The organism is Paracoccus yibinensis (assembly GCF_030846195.1).
Classification (GTDB): domain Bacteria; phylum Pseudomonadota; class Alphaproteobacteria; order Rhodobacterales; family Rhodobacteraceae; genus Paracoccus; species Paracoccus yibinensis.
The window spans coordinates 20,544-39,215 of record NZ_JAVCWH010000019.1 but is presented as its reverse complement, the minus strand read 5'-3'; the positions used below and the strand labels follow the sequence as shown (position 1 = coordinate 39,215).

Genomic DNA, 18,672 nt, shown 5'->3' with positions numbered 1-18,672 from the left:
CTGTCGCAGAAAGGGAAAGGGTGGACGACTTTTACGCCGCCCGCAGCAGCTCCATGCCGCCGCTTCCGTGGCCTAATTTCTCACTGCCGTTCTCAGCGCTCGCCGTATCTTTTTGCGCAGAACCGTCCGTCCTGTGCCGTCGGCTCCATGCACCTGGAACACATTCTTCGCCAGATCGAGCCCGACCGTGATAATCTCCGACATGACCGCTCCCCTTGTGGATCGTTGCAGACCCACCTTGGCACATCAGATGCCGTCGGGGGCGGTCACATCATCAATGCCATGTGCCTCAGAAAGGCAGGCGATTTGGAACCTGCAGAATTTCTTCGGCCATTTAGCAGCATAGCCACGTCAATCTATGCTTGCATGCGAGAATAAGCTTCGCGTCTTGGTGAGACGGGAGACAGCAAGCTCAGATAACTGGATTATTCGGTGCCACCACAATAACAGCCGCTTTCCCGATCACTTATCCGGCCACACCCAAAAACAAGGCAAGCGCTCTGTTGACCTCAAGCATGGCAGTGTCATCAAGCCGACCGAAGGTCTTCCCCAGCTTGTCTGTCCGAACTGTCATGGCCTTGTCGATCATGATCTGAGATGTTGCTCGCAACCCATTCTCTGCTGCTGGCTCGACTGTCAGCCTGATCAAGGGCGCTTCGACTAGGCTAGAGGTAACCAGGAGAACCGTTGTGGTGGCGGTATCTGGAAACCGATCGGATTGGATCACAAGAGCTGGACGGGGTTTGCCATGATCACCTTGAAGAGCAACCGTCACCAAGTCTCCCCGCGTCACTCCCAGCCTTCCACGTCATCAAGGGCGGCATCCATGAAGTCATTCAAGGCAGCATCAGAGCAGTCCGACTGAGCGACAAGGGCTGCCTGGCGTCGGCACTCGGCTTCAAAGCCCGGGCGGCGCGTATCCGGCACCCAGATCTGAACGGGGCGCAAACCGGCAGCCCGCAGGGCGTCTCGGCGTTTCTGAACACGCTGTGAAATGGATGCTGGCATGGCGGCCTCCGATCGTGTTACATGTAACAAGTCCCTACGTGCTTATCAAGGTGGTTTAAGCGGGAACAGCTTGGGTCTATCCCATTGATCATCCGGATGCCCTTATCGCACGAAACCCTATAGCACCGCTAGTTCCACCACGATCCCCACCCCGATGGTCCAAAGAGCCAGCGAGGACAGGCAGTATAACCCATTCCAACGGAGCCCGACGACAGAGGGCGTGCGTCCAATTAGGGCTCCGGCATAAACGACCGTGGTAATCAGCGGGGTAAAGCCCATGACGCAGCCCCAGGTGCCAGCCAAGCTTAGCGCGGCGGCGGCATCGCTAAGGCCGAGGATGTCAAGCTGTGTCACCAGGCTGCCCATCACCGATGCCGTAATGATCGGGTTGATCCCCACTGCCGCCAGCCCGAACATGGACAGGTTCAGCAGGGCGATCATCTGCCAGGGCGCTCCGATCATCGAGGCGACTGCAGCCTGGACCTGGTCAATCGGCAGTAGTTCCAGCACTAGGACGGACAGCAGGCCGGCCGAGGCGAAGACGCCGATCTCGGGCGCAGCCAGTGGAAAGCGGCGGATCGTCCCGGTGGCGGCGTGTCGCGCCTGAGTCATTGCCCCGGTTCCGCCACGGTGGCCCAGCCATGCCGCCCAAGCCAGGCTATAGGCCGGCACTGCGATTAGAAGTGCCTGCTGGAACTGCAATCCGGTAGCGGCGTGCATCACGAAAACAAGACCTGCCAACAATCCTACATGGGTGACCAGGATCGCCACGCCGCTCCAGTCGGCAGTTCGCGGGCTCGGACCCGGTTTCAGACCGGCTGGAATGCGAGGCGCGCCTATCCAGTCCAGAAACCAGCCCCAGCCCAGGAACAGTACGGCCGCGGCTAGTCCCGCCGGTGCCACGTCGCCGTATCGCAGGTCGGGCATTGCCAGAAGCAGCGCATTCAGACCCAATCCGATGGGCGACCACAAAGGGGCTAGAGAAAACCCGCGCAGCACCGCCGTTGTCATGCGGCGCAGACGCCATTCGCGCAGGTGGGCGGGCAGGTGGCCACTTGTTTCCTCCAGCGACCGGCGCGTCATCTCCAGCAGGATGGCGATGCCGCCCAGGTTGATCAGGACCCCAAAGACATGGCCGCCGAAGTTCATTGCCAGATAGCGCCGCCCCGGCGGACACGTAGTCAGATAACGACCGGCGCGAAGAACCTCGGGCGCATCGCTGGCAACCACGCGCAACGCCCCCAACAGGGCCAGCAGCGTCGCCAGGAACGCCATACGTTCCAAGCCCCGTGACAGCGTGTGCAGGTCGATCCCGCGCAGCAGCGCTAAGGCAAGAAGCACGGCGCAAAGGCTGACCGTGATCCAGGTGGCAACAGTGAACTGCCGCCATGACAAGGCCAGAAAGACCGCCAGGGCAATGCCGGCCGCAATCCCGATGATGTGGGAGCTGACAAAAATGCCCGCCAGTGACGCCGCGATTACGATGACGATGCAGGTTTGCGAGATCATGGTTCTCAGTCGGCCGCGGGTCAAGCGATGCACCCCCACCCGTGAGGCAGCGCCGCCGTACCCGCGGTCCTTGCGCGGGGATCAGCACGCCGCAAGTTCATAAAAGGCAGACAGGACATCATGGCGTTCTTCCTGTTTCACAAGCGCCTGCATGGTGGAGAAATCCCGTATCCGGCACAATGGTGTTCCATTACTCGGAACAGTGTGTCAACAGATGGGACAGGAGAGGAGAATCAACATGCGTTTTTTGACAGCCGGTTTGACGATCGGATTTGCTTGGGCAGCCGCCATGCCCGCTGGGGCGATGACCCTGATCTATGGCGAGGCCGGACCCAACCGCGGCGTCCGTGCCGAAGCGACCCAGTGGTTCGTGGATCAGGTCGCCGAGCAGACCAACGGCGAACTGACCATCGACGTGAATTGGGGCGGAGCGCTGTTTTCGGAGAAGGCTGCGGTCCAGTCCCTGCGCGACGGCGTGGCCGACATGGGCTCGGTCATTGGCGTCTATTTCCCGCAGGATATGATTGCCTATGGCTTGGCCGATCTTCCGATCCCGAACCCCGATCCGTGGGTGGGGATGAAGGCCACCGACAAGCTGATGCGCGAAAATGAGCAGATCCGCGAAAACCTCGCGCAGCAGAATCTGGTCTATATCGGCACCTATACTACCTCGGCCGTGCAGGTCGGGTGCAAGGGCAAGACCATCGAATCCCTGGATGACGTCAAGGGCGTCAAGATCCGCGGTGTCGGCGCCTATGGCAAGGTCTTCCACGACTTGGGCGCGACGCCGGTCGACATGTCTGTTTATGAGGCCTACCAGGGTCTGGACACCGGGCTGATCGACTGCACCCAGACCTATCCCTATTTGGTCGAGGCGCTGAAGTTTGACGAGGTCTTCACCAGCTATACAGAGATCGACTTTGGTCAGATCGGCGCCCTAGGCATCATGATGAACAAGGACAGCTTCGACATGCTGCCGCCCGAACAGCAGCAAGCCCTGCTATCGGCTGGCGAGGGCCTGGCGGACGAATTCGGACGGATCCTGACCGATGCCAATCAGCGGTCCGTCCAGATCCTCGCGGACAAGGATGTTCCAATCCTCAAGATATCTGATGACGATCGCGCCCGCCTGGCCGAGATGGGCAACAAGTATGTCGAGGAATGGATCGGGCGGGCGGATGCAGCCGGGCTGGATGGCCGCAGCCTAGTGGACGAATATACCGCCCTCATTGCCGAATACACTCAACTGCGCAGCGATCAGGGCTATCCCTGGGCCGCAAAGGCCAACTGACCGGCCGGTTCCGGCCGTTCCGGGGATGCCGCACCGATCCGTGCCCGCGTCCCCGCCAACCCCGTATGGTCCGAACTTCACCAAAGTTGTGACCGCCTTGTCACGTGCCCCAACCCAGGAGGTGCGGCCATGAAGGCCATAGAACGCATCATGCTTGAATTCGCCGTCGTCTCGGCGCTGGCCCTGGCCCTAGCGATCACTGCCAACGTGGTCGGCCGCCAGCTCTTTAGCTGGAGCGTGCCCGACATCGTCATTATCGTACGCGAACTGATGGTGCCGACCATCATCTTTCCGCTGGGTGTCGCCACGGCCAACCGCGCCCATATCGCCGTCACCTTCCTGACCGACCGCATGTCCCCCCGCGCGCGCGGCCGCCTGATCATCCTGGGCTGGTGCGTGGCGCTTCTTGCCATGCTGCCGCTGATCTATGCCAGCTGGCGCAATTTCTCAGGATCCTGGATCTCGGGCGAATTCTACGACGGGCTGCTAGGAATTCCCCGCTGGCCGATGAAGCTGGCCTTCTTGCTGGGCCTGGTGGTGATGGTCATCCGCCTTGTCCTGGTCGCGCTGAGCGACATCGCGGAACTACGCCGGACCGGCACCGTCGCCGAAGGCAGCCACACCACAGAGGAGTCTGTCTGAGATGGACGCTTCCACCATCGGACTTGTAGCCTTCGGCCTGGTCATTGTCCTGCTGGCCCTGCGTGTGCCGATCGCCTTCGTGCTGGCGGGCGTCGCCACCGTCGGCACCTTCATGATCTATGCCTTCCGCAGCGGAACCTTCATGCCGGAACGCGCGATCAACCCGACCTCGTCAATGGTCGTGAACAGCTTCTTCGAGCTGATCCATTCCTACGATTTGTCGATGATCCCGCTGTTCGTAGCCCTGGGCAACATCGCGTATTACACCGGCATCACGACGCGCATCTATGACGCCGCCAATGTCTGGCTGCGCAGCGTGCCGGGCGGCGTCAGCGTCGCATCGCTGATGGGCTGCGCGGGCTTCTCGGCCATCTCGGGGTCATCGATCGCCTGCGCCTCGACGATGGGCCGCATCTGTGTGCCGGAAATGCTGCGCCTGGGCTATAACCCCAAGCTTGCCACCGCATCGGTCGCTGCGGGCGGCACGCTTGGATCGCTGATCCCGCCATCGGTTCTGTTCATCCTGTACGGCATCTTTACCGAAACCTCGATCAGCAAGCTGTTTCTTGCGGGTATCCTGCCGGGACTGCTGACCCTAGCAGGTTATATCCTGGTGGTGATCTGGTGGACATCGCGCGACCCAAGCGCGGCACCCGTCGATCCGACGCCGCTGCCCAGGGGCGCGCGCTTGAAGGCCGCAATTTCGGCGTGGCCTGCCGTGATGCTGTTCGCCGTGATTATCGGCGGCATTTATGGCGGCCTGTTCACGGCGACGGAGGCTGCGGCGATCAGCGTCGTCCTGACCATCCTGATCGGCTTTTTCGAGCGCACCCTGACGCTGCGGTCGATGTGGACCGCGATCCGCGAAAGCCTGGTGCAAACCTCGGCCATCTTCCTGATCGCGGCCTGCGCCAAGATCTTCGTGTCCTTCGTCGCGCTGACCGGGGCTGCCGGGTTGGTGTCGCAATGGGTGGCCGATGCCGGGCTGTCGCCGCTGATGCTGATGGCGGCAATCTGCGTGCTTTATCTGTTCCTGGGCATGTTCCTGGATCCAGTCGGCATCATCGTCCTGACGCTGCCCTTCGTGATCCCGATGGTGGACAACCTGGGCATGGACCTGATCTGGTTCGGCGTCATTGTGGTCAAGCTACTGGAGATCGGGCTGATCACCCCGCCCGTGGGACTGAACGTCTTCGTCATCGGCAACGTGACCGACCGCAGCATCAAGGTGGACACGATCTTCGCGGGCGTGTCGCGGTTCCTGGCGATGGACATCGTCGTGCTGGCCATCCTGGTCCTAGTCCCGGCAATATCGACGATGATCCCCAACGGCTTGTGAGGCCCGATGACCGACCTGCATGATCCCCGCTTCGCGACGACCCTGGCCAGGGGGCTGTCGGTGCTGCGCGCCTTCCGCGTTGGCGACGACGGCCTGAGCAATGCCGAGATTGCGCAGCGGACCGGCCTACCCAAATCCACCGTCTCGCGGCTGACCTTCACTCTCGGGCATCTGGGCTATCTGGTCCAGTCGCCCCGCGACGACAGGTTCCGCCCGGGCCCGACGCTGGTGGCGGTCGGTCATGTGGCCGCGACGTCGCTGTCCTTCCTGATCCCGGCGCATGACCTGATGCAGCGGCTGGCCGAGGAAACCGGGACCTTGGTGGTGCTGGCGGTGCGTGACGGTGACAAGTTGGTCCTGATCCGCACTTGGCGACCGCGTTATATCGCGTCGATCTGGCTCGAGGTGGGGCAGCGGATTTCGCTGCAGCCTTTCTCATCGGCGCGGGCCTTCATCTCTGCCGCGACAACCGAGGAAATCGACCGCATCGCTGTCGAGCAGATGGCCGATCGGCAGGTGCTGGACGACCTGCTGGCCACGCGGTCCCAGTCTTGCGCCGAAATGGCCCGGAACGGCTTCGTCTTCACCCCGGCGGGCAGCGGCACCCCGGCCGCCTACAATGCCGTGTCGGTGCCCTTCCGCACCAGCAACCTGACCGAGCCGGTGGTCTTCACCTGCGGCGCCCTGCCGCCCGATGCCACGGCCGAACGCATGCAGTCCGAGATCGGCCCCAAGCTGGCCGACGCCGTGCGCAGCCTCGAGCGGATGACCGGTCAGGCTCCCCACCTTACCCGAACCGAGACATGATCATGACCGACCAATCCCCCGTCCGCTATTGCCGGGAAGGCCAGATTGCCTTCATCGACATCGACAATCCGCCCGTCAACGCCCTGTCGGCGGCGGTGCGGCAGGGGCTGGCCGCGGCCTTGGCGCAGCTTGGCCAGGATGAGGATGTGCGGATCGCCGTACTGTCCTGCGCGGGACGGACCTTCATTGCAGGAGCCGACATTTCCGAATTCGGCAAGCCTTCGGTGGCGCCTGTCCTGCCGGATGTCGTCGCCCTGATCGAGGCTTCAGAAAAGCCCATCGTCGCGGCTTTGCACGGTTCCGTACTGGGCGGCGGGTTGGAGGTCGCCCTGGGCGCCCATTACCGCGTCGCGCTTCCCGGCACGCGGATGGGCCTGCCCGAGGTCACGCTGGGCCTTCTGCCTGGCGCTGGCGGTACGCAACGTCTGCCGCGCCTGGTGGGGGCGAATGCGGCCATCGACCTCATCACCTCCGGTCGTCAGGTCGAGGCCCGCAGGGCCCTTGAACTGGGCCTGATCGACGCCTTGTGTGAAGGGGCTGACGCCCGCGCGGCCGGAGAGGCAGCCGCGCGCCGCCTGCTGAGCGAAGGCGTGGGCCATCGTCGCCTGTCCCAGATGCCTGCACCGGATATCGATGCCGACATGGTGGATGCGTGGCGTGTGAAGGTCGCGCGGTCTGCGCACGGTCAAGTCGCACCGCTGCGTACCTTGGAGACAATCGTGAATGGCCTCGCCCTGCCCTTTGAAAAGGGCATGGCGATGGAACGCGAGGCCTTTCTGGAGTTGATGCAGACCCCCGAGCGGGCCGCGCTGATCCATGCCTTCTTCGCGGAACGCCGCGCGGCGCAGCAGGACGATCTGACGGGCGCGTCCTCCCGTCCGGTTCAGCGCGTCGGCATCGTCGGCGGCGGCACGATGGGGCAGGGGATTGCCGCGTCGGCGCTGACGGCAGGGCTGGATGTGACGCTGGTGGAACGCGACGAGGATTCCGCCGTCAAGGCCGCCGCCGGCATCGGCAAGATGCTGGACGGCGCGGTCAAGCGCGGCAAGCTGGATGCAGACGCCGCCAGCCGGATGCAGTCGCGGGCGTTCCGCGCTGTATCCTCCTATGAGCCCTTGTCCGAGGTCGATTTGGTCATCGAGGCGGTCTTCGAAAGCCTCGAGGTCAAGCAGGAGGTGTTCCGCACGCTGGATCGCATCTGCCGGCCCGGTGCGGTGCTGGCCACCAATACATCGTACTTGGACGTCGATCTGATCGCGGGCGCTACGACCCGGCCGCAGGACGTGGTCGGCCTGCACTTCTTTTCTCCGGCCAATGTTATGCGTCTGCTGGAAATCGTGGTGGCCGACAGGACCGCCCCAGATGTAACGGCGACGGCCTTCGCCCTGGCCAAGAAGATGGGCAAGATCGGCGTGCGGTCGGGGGTTTGCGACGGCTTTATCGGCAACCGGATGATGCTGGCCTATCGCACTGCCGCCGACCATCTGGTGCTAGATGGTGCCTCGCCCTATCAGGTCGATCAGGCGGTGGTGGCCCTAGGCTTTCCGATGGGTCCCTATCAGGTGGGCGATCTTGCCGGGCTGGACATCGGTTATGCCACCCGACAGCGCAAGGCGCCGACGCGCGATCCGCGCGAACGCGTGCCGGTCTTTGCGGATCGGTTGGTCGAATCGGGCCGTCTGGGGCGCAAGACCGGACGAGGCTATTATATCTATGACGACGCCAGCCCGCAGGGGCGCCCCGACCCGGACCTGGACGCCATGCTGGCCGGCATCCGCACCGACCTGGGTATCACCCCACGCGACTTTTCGACCGAGGAGATCCAGGCCCGCTACATGGCGGCCATGGTGAACGAGGGCGCGAAGATCCTGGAGGAAGGCATCGCTGCGCGGGCGTCCGACATCGATGTTGTGTTGCTGCACGGCTATGGCTTCCCGCGGTGGAAGGGTGGGCCGATGCATTGGGCCGACGCGACCGGGCTGGACCGGATCGCCGCCGATATCACACGGTTCGCCGCAGAAGACCCCTATTTCTGGCAACTATCACCCTTGTTGGCGCGGCTTTCCGCCGAGGGCGGGATGCTGGCCGAAACCAAGATTGGAAAGGACGCAGCATGACAGACGCGGTCATCGTCTCCACCGCCCGCACAGGCATTGGCAAGGCCGCGCGCGGCAGCCTCAACCTGACGCATGGCGCCACGATGGGGAGCCATGTGGCCGCCGCCGCGATCGAACGCGTGGGCATCGACCCCGCGCTGATCGAGGACAGCATCTGGGGTTGCGGCTATCCCGAATACGTCACCGGCGGCAACATCGCCCGCCAGATCGTGATCCGCGCCGGCCTGCCGGTCAGCGTGGCGGGTACCACGGTGAACCGCTTCTGCGCGTCCGGCCTGCAGGCGCTTGCCATGGCCGCGCATATGGTCCGGCAGGAAGGCGCGCGGGCCGTGCTGGCGGGTGGTCTTGAATCGATCAGCCTGGTCCAGCCGCCCCCTCGTCACGCACGCGAAGCCTGGATCGAGGCGCACAAACCCGACCTCTATCTGCCGATGATCGACACGGCCGACAACGTCGCCGCCCGCTATGGCGTCAGCCGCGCTGCGCAGGACGAATATGCGCTGCGGTCCCAGCAGCGCATCGCGGCCGCACAAGCTGCCGGGCTGTTCGCGGACGAGATCGTGCCGATGCAGGTAACCCGCGCCGTGACCGACAAGGCCAGCGGAGAGACGCGGCACGAGGAGTTCACGCTGGATGCGGACGAATGCAACCGCCCTTCGACTACGCTGGAAGGGCTGTCGGCGCTGAAGCCGGTCAAGGGAGAGGACAAGTTCGTCACCGCGGGCAATGCCTCGCAACTGTCGGACGGGGCGGCGGCATTGATTGTCATGGACGGCGGTCTGGCCGCGCGCGAGGGTCTGACTCCCCTGGGCGCCTTCCGCGGCTTTGCTATCGCTGGGTGCGAACCGGATGAAATGGGCATCGGCCCGGTCTTTGCCGTGCCGCGCCTTCTGGAACGCGCGGGCCTGACAGTTGGGGACATCGACCTGTGGGAGCTGAACGAGGCCTTTGCCAGCCAGGCGCTGTATTGCCGCGACCGGCTGGGCATCAACCCCGAACAATATAACGTCAATGGCGGCTCCATTGCGATCGGCCACCCCTTCGGAATGACGGGCGCGCGAACGGCGGGCCATCTCCTGCTGGAAGGTCGTCGGCGGGGCGCCAAGTGGGGCGTCGTCACCATGTGTATCGGCGGTGGCCAGGGTGCCGCCGGCCTGATTGAAATTTTCTAAGGATACGCGACATGGACATGAGCTTTTCCCCCCAGGACCAGGCCTTCCGCGCCGAGGTCCGCCAGTTCCTGCAAGACCGGCTACCGCAGCGGCTGTCCGAAAAGGTCCGCCTGTTTCAGGAACTGACCAAGGCCGAAATCGAGGAATGGCATGCCATCCTGAACGAGAAGGGCTGGCTGGCCGGCAACTGGCCGCGCGACTTCGGCGGGGCGGGCTGGACCGCGATCCAGCGCCACATCTTCGAGGAGGAAAGCGCACTTGCCCACGCACCGCGCATCCTGCCCTTCGGGATCGCGATGCTGGGGCCCGTGTTGCAGAAGTTCGGCAGCAAGGAACAGCAGGACCGCTTCCTGCCGCGCATCCTGAACGGCCAGGACTGGTGGTGCCAAGGCTATTCGGAACCCGGCGCGGGGTCGGATCTGGCCTCGGTCAAGACCACGGCGGTGCGTGACGGCGATCATTACGTCGTCAATGGCCAGAAGACCTGGACCACCCTGGGCCAGCACGCCAACTGGATTTTCTGCCTGGTCAGGACCGATCCCACGGCCAAGGCGCAGGAAGGGATCAGCTTCCTGCTGGTGGACCTGACGTCGCCGGGCATCACCGTGCGGCCCATCGTGCTTCTGGACGGCAACCCAGAGGTGAACGAAGTCTTCTTCGACGACGTCCGCGTCCCTGCCGAGAACCTGGTGGGCGAGGAAAACAAGGGCTGGACCTACGCCAAGTATCTACTGACGCATGAACGCACCAACATTGCGGGCGTGGGCTTTGCGACGGCCGGACTTGCGGCGCTGAAGCGCATCGCGCGCGGCCAGATGTCGGGTGGCAAGCCGCTTTCGCAGAACCCCCTGTTCGCCGCGCAGGTCGCACGGGTCGAGATCGACCTGATGGCGATGGCCACGACCAACCTGCGTCTGCTGGCCCAAGCGGCGGCGGGACAGGTGCCCGGGGCCGAAAGCTCGATGCTGAAGCTGAAGGGTACGCAGATCCGGCAGGCCATCAACGACCTGACCCGCCGCGCGGTCGGCCCCTGGGCGCTTGCCTTCCCGTCCGAGGGGCTGGAGGGCGCGAACGACGACCTGCCGCCCGGCCCGCCCGAGGCCGCAGGCGCCACGCGCGCCTATCTGAACAACCGCAAGCTGTCGATCTATGGCGGCTCGAACGAAATCCAACGGGGGATCATCGCGAAATCCCTCCTGGGCCTCTAAGGGGGGATCGGCTGATGGACTTTGGCTTTACCGAGGAACAGACCATGCTGGGCGACAGCCTGGCCCGGACGCTGGAACGCAGCACTGACGCCGCCGCCCTGTTCGAACTGGGCGCAGGTGCCGCGCTGATGACGGAAGATGCCGGCGGCTTCGGCGGCACCGGGCCGGACATCCTGATGGTGTTCCGCACCCTGGGTCGCGCCGGCACCGTAACGCCGCTACTGAACAGCGTCGTCCTGGGCGCGGGCATTCTGTCCGCCGCCGGAGAGCGAGATCTGGCCGAAGCAGCCGCTGGGGGCGAGGCCCGCATTGCCGTCGCACTTGACGAACCTGGTCAGAGATACGAGGGCACGATTGCCACGACCGCCACCGATGGCCGGCTGACTGGCGAGAAGTCGATGGTCCAGGGTGCTGAGGACGCGACGCATCTGATCGTGCGCGCGACCGACGGCCTTTACCTGGTGAAAGCGGGGGCCGAGGGTCTGAGCCTGCGCAGCTATGCCTTGATGGACGGTGGCCGTGCGGCCGAGGTGTCGCTGAAGGACGTTTCCGCCCGCCGCATCGGCGATGCGGACTTGCTGGACCGCCCGCTGGCGGCGGCGATTCTTGCGCTGTGCGCCGATGCCCTCGGGGTGATGGAAAAGGCGGTCGATCTGACGACCGACTACCTCAAGACCCGCAAGCAGTTCGGACGCCCCATCGGATCTTTTCAGGCGATCCAGCACCGCATGGCCGATCTGCTGACCGAGGTCGAGCAGGCGCGGTCCGCTGTCTGGAACCTGGCCGGAAACCTGGACGGCCCCGATCGGGACCGCCATGTCGCCGCAACGAAGTCACTGGTGGGCCTCACCGCCCGCCTTGTCGCCGAGGAAACGATCCAGCTGCATGGCGGCATCGGCATGACCGAAGAATACGAACTGGCCCCAATGGCCCGCCGCCTGCTGGCTGCCGACGCCCGCTTTGGCGATAGCGACCATCACTTGGAACGCTTCATCGCGGTTTGTGCGGCATGAGCGAGGCGCCCGGCATCATCATGGCCGAAACCGGCGCGCAGCGTCTGGTCGGCTATGTGCTGGACGTCGGCCAATCTGACCGCCGCGCGCGATGCCGATTGGTGGTGGACGACCGGCACACCAACCGCCACGGCGTGCTGCACGGCGGCATCGCAGCGATGCTGCTTGACAACGCCTGCGGCGCTACTGCCAGCCTGACGCTGGACGACAGCGGTCGACGCCCGTTCCTCACGATCTCGCTCAACATCGATTTCGTGGGCGCGGGCCGGCAGGGTGAGGTCACGGCGACTGGCCGCATCGTCGGCGGTGGGCGCAGCCTGCTGTTCTTGGCAGGCGAACTGGTTCACGAAGACGGCACGCTGATCGCGACGGCCAGCGGCGTCTTCAAGCGGGTCACTGCCCCGGCAGGTGACGCGTGATAACCGCCGAAGCCCGGGCCGTGGTCCAGGACCACAGCGATCACCTGCTGGTCACCCTCTCCAACCCGCAGCGCCGCAATGCCCTGTCACCCGCCATGTATGCGGATCTGCGTGCGGCGCTGGATCGGGCGGCGGCGGACGACCGTTTTGGCGCGGTCGTGCTGACCGGCGCGAACGGCTATTTCTGCGCCGGAGGCGATCTCAACGCCCTGGCCGAACGCGCCGCTCTGAGTCAGGAGGAGCGCCGCACGCGGATCGAGGATTTGCACGCCACCATCCGCGCCATCCGCGCCTGTCCCCGCCCGGTGATCGCCGCAGTCGAGGGCGGGGCCGCAGGCGCAGGCTTCTCCATCGCACTGGCCTGCGATCTGCTGGTGGCCTCCGACGACGCAAGCTTTGCCGCCGCCTATGTCCGGGTCGGACTGGTGCCGGACGGGGGGCTGACCGCGTCTCTGGCACGGCGGGTGCCCGCGTCGCTGGCCGCGCGCCTGTGCCTGACTGGCGATCCGATTGCTGCGCCGGTACTGGCGGGGATGGGGGTGGTGACCGATCTGTGTGCGTCAGGCCAGGCAAATGCCAACGCCGCCCAGCTGGCCGCGCGCCTTGCACAGGGTCCTGCCGAGGCGCAGGCCGCCATCAAGCGCCTTCTGGCCAACGCCTACGCGGGCGAATTTGACGCGCAGATGCAGTGCGAGCGGGACGCTATGGCTGATGCCTTGGCATTGCCCGAGGCCGCTGCCGGGATCCGGGCCCGGCTTGACCGTACCGTGCCCGACTTCGGACGCGGCACGCCCCCGCGGCTGGTCGAGGACCAGGAGGAGGAGACCAACCAATGACCACAATGCGCATCCATCATCTGCTTACGACGCAGGCCGATGCCCGCCCAAATGCGCCGGCGCTGTGCGACCATGACGGCCGCCGCTTCACCTATTCCGAACTGGCCGCGATCGCCCGGCAGCTGGCCGCCGACCTGGCGGCCTGTGGCCTGGGGGCGGGCGACCGGCTGCTTATCGTGGCCGAGAACTGCGCCGCGCTGATCGGCATGATCCAGGCAGCCTCGCACCTGGATGCGGTTGCGGTCCCGGTGAACGCGCGAATGACAGGCCTGGAACTGCTGCGCATCGCACAGCACACGGATCCACGGCTGACCGTGTATCTGTCGAATGTCTCGCCCCAGGCGCAGGCACATGGCGACGCGGCGGCAGCCACCACGTGGGATACCCCGCTGGGCACAGTCGCGATCAGCGCGACCCGGCTCGAGGCCGTGCCGGAACCCGTGTTGCCGGATGCGGCGCAGGTGGCGGTAATTCTGTACACGACCGGCTCGACCGGAATGCCCAAAGGGGTAATGCTGTCCCACGGAAATCTGCTGTTCGGCGGTCAGACTTCGGCCCGCATGCGGGAGATGGCGCCGCAGGATCTGATCCTGGGCGCGCTGCCGATCACGCATGTCTTCGGCCTGACCTCGATGATGATCGCGTCGATAGCTGCGGGCGCGCAGCTGTGGCTGTTCCCGCGCTTTTCGGCCGGGGCAGTGGTGGACGCGCTTCAGGCGGGTGTCAGCGTCCTGCCGGCGGTTCCGCAGATGCATGCGCTGATCATGGAGGAGGCCGCGGCGCGCGGCATCGACCGATTGCCGCCAAGCCGGCTGCGCTATGTGTCATCGGGGGCCGCCCCGCTGGATCCCGATTGGAAACGGCGTGCGGAAGATTTCTATGGTGTGCCGCTGCAGAACGGCTATGGCATGACCGAAACGACAGCGGGCGTGACGCTGACCAACAACCCCATTGGAGTGCCTGATGTCAGCGTGGGTCCGGCGCTGCCGGGGGTGGATCTGCGCCTGCGCGACGTTGGAGCCGACGGCGTGGGCGAGATCCAGACCCGCGGCCCGCATGTCATGCCAGGCTACTTCCGCAATCCGAAAGCTACCGCCGCCTCCTTCGACGATGAAGGATTCCTTTGCACCGGCGATCTAGGCCGGTTCGATGCGGCGGGCAACCTACATGTTGCTGGACGGGCGCGCGAACTGATCATCCGAGGCGGCTTCAACGTCTACCCGCCCGAGGTCGAGGCGGCCTTGAACGATCACCCCCGCGTCATCCAGACTGCAGTAATCGGCCGCCGGATCGAAGGTGGCAACGAAGAGGTACTGGCCTTTTGCCAGACCGAAGACCCCGCCCGCCTGTGCGAAGCGGAACTGCGGGCACATGCCGCCGAACGGCTGTCAGCCTACAAGCGCCCGTCGCGCATCATCGTTGCGACCGCGCTACCGATGTCGCCCAACGGGAAAATTCTCAAGCAGAAGCTAATTGAGGCATTTCAGGACGTTCTGAACGGGAAAGAAGAGCAGCCATGACCGACACCAATCATCCTGCCCGCGAGTCGATGGAATATGACGTCGTGATCGTGGGGGCGGGGCCGTCGGGTCTGTCCGCGGCGATCCGGCTGAAGCAGATCGACCCCGACCTGTCGGTGGTGGTCCTGGAGAAGGGGTCCGAGGTCGGCGCGCATATCCTGTCGGGGGCGGTGCTGGACCCGATCGGGCTGAACCGGCTGATCCCCGACTGGAAGGAGCGCGGCGCCCCCGTCAGGACCGCCGTCACCGACGACAACTTCTATGTCCTGGGCGAGGCGGGTCAGGTGCGGGTGCCCAACTGGCCGATGCCGCGGCTGATGAACAACCACGGCAACTACATCGTCTCGATGGGCAGCGTCTGCCGCTGGCTGGCCCAGCAGGCCGAGGAACTGGGCGTGGAGATCTTTCCGGGCATGGCGGCCAGCCAGGTGGTCTGGGACGGCGAGCGCGTGAAGGGTGTCGTCGCGGGCGAGATGGGGCTGCAGTCGGACGGCACGCCCGGCCCCAACTACGAGCCCGGCATGGAGCTGCACGGCAAATATGTCTTCATCGGCGAGGGCGTGCGCGGGTCCCTGGCCAAGGAGATCATCAACCGCCTGAACCTTTCCGAGGGCCACGAGCCGCAGAAATACGGCCTCGGCATGAAGGAGATCTGGGAGGTCGATCCTTCGAAGTTCAGCCAAGGCCGGGTGGTCCACACCATGGGCTGGCCGCTGGGCAGGAACGCCGGCGGCGGCTCCTTCATCTATCACTACGAGGACAACCTGGTGATGCTGGGCTTCGTGGTCCATCTGAACTACGAGAACCCGTATCTCTACCCCTACATGGAGTTCCAGCGCTTCAAGCACCACCCGATGGTGGCCGAGCTGCTGGAAGGCGGCAAGCGCATCTCCTATGGCGCCCGCGCGATCTCCGAAGGGGGCTATCAGTCGCTGCCGGAACTGAGCTTCAACGGCGGCGTGCTGCTGGGCTGCTCGGCGGGCATGGTCAACGTGCCGCGCATCAAGGGCAACCACAACGCGATGATCTCGGGCATCGAGGCGGCCGAGGCGGCGGCGGCGGCCATCGCCGCAGGGCGCGAGGGCGACCGGCTGAGCGATTACGACACCGCCGTGCGCACCGGCGCCATCGGCCAGGACCTGCGCAAGGTGCGCAACGTCAAGCCCGCCTGGTCGCGCTACGGCCTCTGGCCCTCGCTGATCCTGGGGGGCATGGACATGTGGGGGGCGGGCCTGACGGGCCGCAACATCCTGGGCGGGTGGAAGCACGGCAAGACGGATGCCGAGGCCACCGGCAAGGCCGCCGACTTCAAGCCCATCGACTATCCGAAACCCGACGGCAAGCTGTCCTTCGACCGGCTGACCAACGTGGCCTTCTCCTTCACCAACCACGAGGAAAGCCAGCCCTGCCACCTGAAGCTGAAGGATCCCACGATCCCGATCCGGGTGAACCTGCCCGAATATGCCGAACCCGCGCAGCGATACTGCCCGGCCGGCGTCTATGAGGTCGTGGAAGACGCCAACGGCCCGCGCTTCGTGATCAACTTCCAGAACTGCGTCCATTGCAAGACCTGCGACATCAAGGACCCGTCGCAGAACATCAACTGGACCACCCCGCAGGGCGGAGACGGGCCGAACTACCCGAATATGTGATAAGAAGGGCAGGGGGCGGGATAATAGCCGTACTCGTTGGATGTCATCTGTGCCGCGGCGACAGCTCATCCTTTTCTGCCTCCTCCATAATACCCGCTAGGTGCCAGAGCGGTATAGCCGCGGGACGCGCTATCCTGAAATGCGACTTTCTGTGCTCAACAATGGGTTGAGCCATGGAAGGACCATAGGAATGAAGGTTCGGTTTTCCCACCTTTTCCTCTCGGAACGCCGCAAGATCGAGCGCTGGCGGCAGATGAAGCTGAGCCCTGACGAGATGGCGCGCAGGCTCGGCCGGCACCGCTCGACGATCTTCCGCGAGCTGCGCCGCAATCATTTCCACGACAGCGAGATCCCGAAGCTCAGCGGCTACTGGTGCGTTGTGGCGCAAAGCTATTCGGATGGGCGACGGACACGGCAGCGCAAGCTGGTGCGAGATCCCGGGCTGCGCGACCAGGTCGAGCGTTGCCTTCGCTCTGGCTGGACCCCCGAGCAGATCGCCGGCTGGATGCGTTACGAAGGTGCCTCGCGCCGGGTATGCCAGGAGACGATCTATCAACACATCTATTCAGAGGGTGGTCGTCGAGGTGAGCTGTGGCGCCACCTGCCCTCCGGCCGCCGACGCCGCCGGGGATATCGGTTGCGCAAGCGCCCGCCGCCCAAGTTTGCGCCGGAACTCAGCATCTTGTTCCGCCCCGACGTTATCGCGCATCGCCGCCAGTTTGGGCATTGATGGTGTGGATACCTCACCCCTAAACGGCATCGCGATGTGCCAAGATGGTGATGTTGCAAAGCACCAGCATGGAGGAGGTATCCGTGGAAAAGGTTACAGTCATCGGTATCGACTTGGCAAAGTCGGTTTTTCAGCTTCACGGCGCGACTGCGTCGTGGCTTTGTCGCGACACCGATCCGAACTCGCTCTCACAGGAGGAACTCCGCCAGCTCTGCGCCGGCCTGAACGCCACGCCGCGCAAGTGTCTGGGCTTCCGCACTCCCGCCGAGGTGTTCAAGGCCAACCTGCTCGGACGCCGGTACCGCAGGGAGAAACTTTCTCGGCAACCGAAGTCGCATTTTAGCTATCGCGTCCAGGGTCGACTGACATGCGTTGCCAGCCGCCGTGGCAATTAAGGAAAGCCAGCAGGTTCATTGCATTTGCCACACGAATTAACTACATATCCGCGCTGGCAGCGGAAAAGGGGGCGAGAATTGTCCAACGCCTTGCGTGTCATTCGGGGAGAGTTCGGGCGCGTGTGCCTGCTCGACATGGACCGCCCGCTGGTTCGGCATGCGCACCACCATGTCCACTTTTTGGTGAAAGCTGAGGGAGCCGACACCTTTTTCGAGGTGCGCAGTGTAAATGTCGAACTGACCGATACACTCGGCGTCGTCATGAACGCATGGGAGCCTCATTCCTATGTACACGACCCGAAGAAGCCCCCCACCATCATCCTCGCTTTCTTCATCGAGCCCGCGTGGCTGGCATCGTACTGCCTCGACTGGCAATATATGCCCAACACGCAGATTTTTTCGGGAAACCATGTCCTGCTCGATCGGACGGCCCGCTCCTATGTACAGGAACTGGCGCAACTGATGGTGCTACATCCTGTCCAGACAGCCGAACACGTGGCCTGCTTGTCACAGCTAATGATGCATCTCGTGCGCACCCTTGCTGATCAGCAGACATTGCGTCGGTCGCTGAGGGAGCTTGCCCGGGGCAGCTCGCTGCTGCCCCCCGTGCGGCGTGCCCTGTCGCTGATCTCGCAAGAGCCCGCGATCTATAGCGACATCGGCACTCTGACGCGGAAAGTCGGAGTTTCCCGCGCGCATCTTTACCGCATGTTTGAGGATTGTATCGGCATCCCCCCGAAACTCTACGCCAATGCAGTGCGGATCGAGAGGGCGATTTCCATTGTTTCGCAGCCGAATGCGAAGATGCTGTCGATCAGCGACGACCTAGGCTTCTCCGCCCCCGCACACTTCTCGCGCTTCTTCCACGATCATGCTGGCAGCTATCCGACCACTTGGCGCAGCGCGGTCGCTGAATAGTAAAAAATGAGACAACTGGGTAAGCCCGCGGACAGTACGGTATCGTCTGGTCCGCGGGCAACCTGCATCCTTCTGAGAAGACCGAGGTTCACGCCT

The 18,672-nt window shown here is 64.3% G+C and carries 16 protein-coding genes and 2 pseudogenes; 14 read left to right on the top strand and 4 right to left on the bottom strand.

Going from position 1 to position 18,672, the window contains the following annotated elements; all coding sequences use genetic code 11:
• Window positions 1–99: 99 nt before the first annotated feature.
• The 4 genes and pseudogenes from RAH32_RS19240 to RAH32_RS19225 all read right to left on the bottom strand — a co-directional run.
• Window positions 100–204 (bottom strand): annotated as a pseudogene (locus tag RAH32_RS19240) (IS110 family transposase); the annotation flags it as partial.
• Between the two features lie 262 nt (window positions 205–466).
• A complete protein-coding gene (locus RAH32_RS19235) occupies window positions 467–727 on the bottom strand; it encodes a type II toxin-antitoxin system PemK/MazF family toxin (RefSeq protein WP_306610039.1) in 261 nt (86 codons plus the stop codon).
• A 62-nt stretch (window positions 728–789) separates the two neighbouring features.
• A complete protein-coding gene (locus tag RAH32_RS19230) occupies window positions 790–1,008 on the bottom strand; it encodes an antitoxin MazE family protein (protein ID WP_306610038.1) in 219 nt (72 codons plus the stop codon).
• A 117-nt stretch (window positions 1,009–1,125) separates the two neighbouring features.
• Entirely contained in the window at window positions 1,126–2,517 is a 1,392-nt protein-coding gene (locus RAH32_RS19225; protein WP_306610037.1) for a hypothetical protein, read from the bottom strand.
• A 238-nt stretch (window positions 2,518–2,755) separates the two neighbouring features.
• Between RAH32_RS19225 and RAH32_RS19220 the strand changes: the two genes are divergently transcribed.
• The 14 genes and pseudogenes from RAH32_RS19220 to RAH32_RS19150 all read left to right on the top strand — a co-directional run bounded on the left by RAH32_RS19220 (window position 2,756) and on the right by RAH32_RS19150 (window position 18,576).
• Entirely contained in the window at window positions 2,756–3,808 is a 1,053-nt protein-coding gene (locus RAH32_RS19220; RefSeq protein WP_306610036.1) for a C4-dicarboxylate TRAP transporter substrate-binding protein, read from the top strand.
• Between the two features lie 129 nt (window positions 3,809–3,937).
• Window positions 3,938–4,450 carry a TRAP transporter small permease gene (locus RAH32_RS19215; protein WP_306610035.1) on the top strand — a complete coding sequence of 171 codons (513 nt, stop codon included), beginning with the start codon at window positions 3,938–3,940 and terminating at the stop codon, window positions 4,448–4,450.
• A gap of 1 nt (window position 4,451) precedes the next feature.
• Entirely contained in the window at window positions 4,452–5,789 is a 1,338-nt protein-coding gene (locus RAH32_RS19210) for a TRAP transporter large permease (protein WP_306610034.1), read from the top strand.
• 6 nt (window positions 5,790–5,795) lie between these two features.
• Window positions 5,796–6,596 carry an IclR family transcriptional regulator gene (locus tag RAH32_RS19205; protein WP_306610033.1) on the top strand — a complete coding sequence of 267 codons (801 nt, stop codon included), beginning with the start codon at window positions 5,796–5,798 and terminating at the stop codon, window positions 6,594–6,596.
• 2 nt (window positions 6,597–6,598) lie between these two features.
• Entirely contained in the window at window positions 6,599–8,713 is a 2,115-nt protein-coding gene (locus tag RAH32_RS19200; RefSeq protein WP_306610032.1) for a 3-hydroxyacyl-CoA dehydrogenase NAD-binding domain-containing protein, read from the top strand.
• Window positions 8,710–9,885 carry an acetyl-CoA C-acyltransferase gene (locus RAH32_RS19195; protein ID WP_306610031.1) on the top strand — a complete coding sequence of 392 codons (1,176 nt, stop codon included), beginning with the start codon at window positions 8,710–8,712 and terminating at the stop codon, window positions 9,883–9,885. The genes RAH32_RS19200 and RAH32_RS19195 overlap by 4 nt, the downstream gene beginning before the upstream one ends.
• Before the next feature lie 11 nt (window positions 9,886–9,896).
• Complete coding sequence (locus RAH32_RS19190; RefSeq protein ID WP_167623851.1) at window positions 9,897–11,093, top strand: acyl-CoA dehydrogenase family protein; 1,197 nt, start codon at window positions 9,897–9,899, stop codon at window positions 11,091–11,093.
• Window positions 11,094–11,107: 14 nt separating this feature from the next.
• Window positions 11,108–12,106, top strand: coding sequence for an acyl-CoA dehydrogenase family protein (locus RAH32_RS19185; protein WP_306610030.1), 999 nt, complete (start codon window positions 11,108–11,110; stop codon window positions 12,104–12,106).
• Complete coding sequence (locus RAH32_RS19180) at window positions 12,103–12,525, top strand: PaaI family thioesterase (RefSeq protein WP_306610029.1); 423 nt, start codon at window positions 12,103–12,105, stop codon at window positions 12,523–12,525. The genes RAH32_RS19185 and RAH32_RS19180 overlap by 4 nt, the downstream gene beginning before the upstream one ends.
• Complete coding sequence (locus RAH32_RS19175) at window positions 12,522–13,361, top strand: oxepin-CoA hydrolase, alternative type (RefSeq protein WP_306610028.1); 840 nt, start codon at window positions 12,522–12,524, stop codon at window positions 13,359–13,361. The genes RAH32_RS19180 and RAH32_RS19175 overlap by 4 nt, the downstream gene beginning before the upstream one ends.
• On the top strand, window positions 13,358–14,881 hold the full coding sequence (locus RAH32_RS19170; RefSeq protein WP_306610027.1) for a class I adenylate-forming enzyme family protein: 1,524 nt from the start codon (window positions 13,358–13,360) through the stop codon (window positions 14,879–14,881). Before RAH32_RS19175 ends, RAH32_RS19170 begins: the two co-directional genes overlap by 4 nt.
• Window positions 14,878–16,533, top strand: coding sequence for an electron transfer flavoprotein-ubiquinone oxidoreductase (locus RAH32_RS19165; protein WP_306610026.1), 1,656 nt, complete (start codon window positions 14,878–14,880; stop codon window positions 16,531–16,533). Before RAH32_RS19170 ends, RAH32_RS19165 begins: the two co-directional genes overlap by 4 nt.
• A gap of 190 nt (window positions 16,534–16,723) precedes the next feature.
• Window positions 16,724–17,658, top strand: a pseudogene (locus RAH32_RS21685) (transposase).
• Between the two features lie 78 nt (window positions 17,659–17,736).
• Complete coding sequence (locus RAH32_RS19150; protein ID WP_306610023.1) at window positions 17,737–18,576, top strand: helix-turn-helix domain-containing protein; 840 nt, start codon at window positions 17,737–17,739, stop codon at window positions 18,574–18,576.
• Window positions 18,577–18,672 lie beyond the last annotated feature (96 nt).

Excerpts from the sequence above, each read along its gene's own strand:
- RAH32_RS19230 (WP_306610038.1), bottom strand. The coding sequence starts at position 1,008 with ATGCCAGCATCCATTTCACAGCGTGTTCAGAAACGCCGAGACGCCCTG.
- RAH32_RS19180 (WP_306610029.1), top strand. The coding sequence starts at position 12,103 with ATGAGCGAGGCGCCCGGCATCATCATGGCCGAAACCGGCGCGCAGCGT.
- RAH32_RS19205 (WP_306610033.1), top strand. The coding sequence starts at position 5,796 with ATGACCGACCTGCATGATCCCCGCTTCGCGACGACCCTGGCCAGGGGG.
- RAH32_RS19200 (WP_306610032.1), top strand. The coding sequence starts at position 6,599 with ATGACCGACCAATCCCCCGTCCGCTATTGCCGGGAAGGCCAGATTGCC.
- RAH32_RS19215 (WP_306610035.1), top strand. The coding sequence starts at position 3,938 with ATGAAGGCCATAGAACGCATCATGCTTGAATTCGCCGTCGTCTCGGCG.
- RAH32_RS19195 (WP_306610031.1), top strand. The coding sequence starts at position 8,710 with ATGACAGACGCGGTCATCGTCTCCACCGCCCGCACAGGCATTGGCAAG.
- RAH32_RS19165 (WP_306610026.1), top strand. The coding sequence starts at position 14,878 with ATGACCGACACCAATCATCCTGCCCGCGAGTCGATGGAATATGACGTC.
- RAH32_RS19225 (WP_306610037.1), bottom strand. The coding sequence starts at position 2,517 with ATGATCTCGCAAACCTGCATCGTCATCGTAATCGCGGCGTCACTGGCG.
- RAH32_RS19190 (WP_167623851.1), top strand. The coding sequence starts at position 9,897 with ATGGACATGAGCTTTTCCCCCCAGGACCAGGCCTTCCGCGCCGAGGTC.
- RAH32_RS19210 (WP_306610034.1), top strand. The coding sequence starts at position 4,452 with ATGGACGCTTCCACCATCGGACTTGTAGCCTTCGGCCTGGTCATTGTC.
- RAH32_RS19170 (WP_306610027.1), top strand. The coding sequence starts at position 13,358 with ATGACCACAATGCGCATCCATCATCTGCTTACGACGCAGGCCGATGCC.
- RAH32_RS19185 (WP_306610030.1), top strand. The coding sequence starts at position 11,108 with ATGGACTTTGGCTTTACCGAGGAACAGACCATGCTGGGCGACAGCCTG.
- RAH32_RS19220 (WP_306610036.1), top strand. The coding sequence starts at position 2,756 with ATGCGTTTTTTGACAGCCGGTTTGACGATCGGATTTGCTTGGGCAGCC.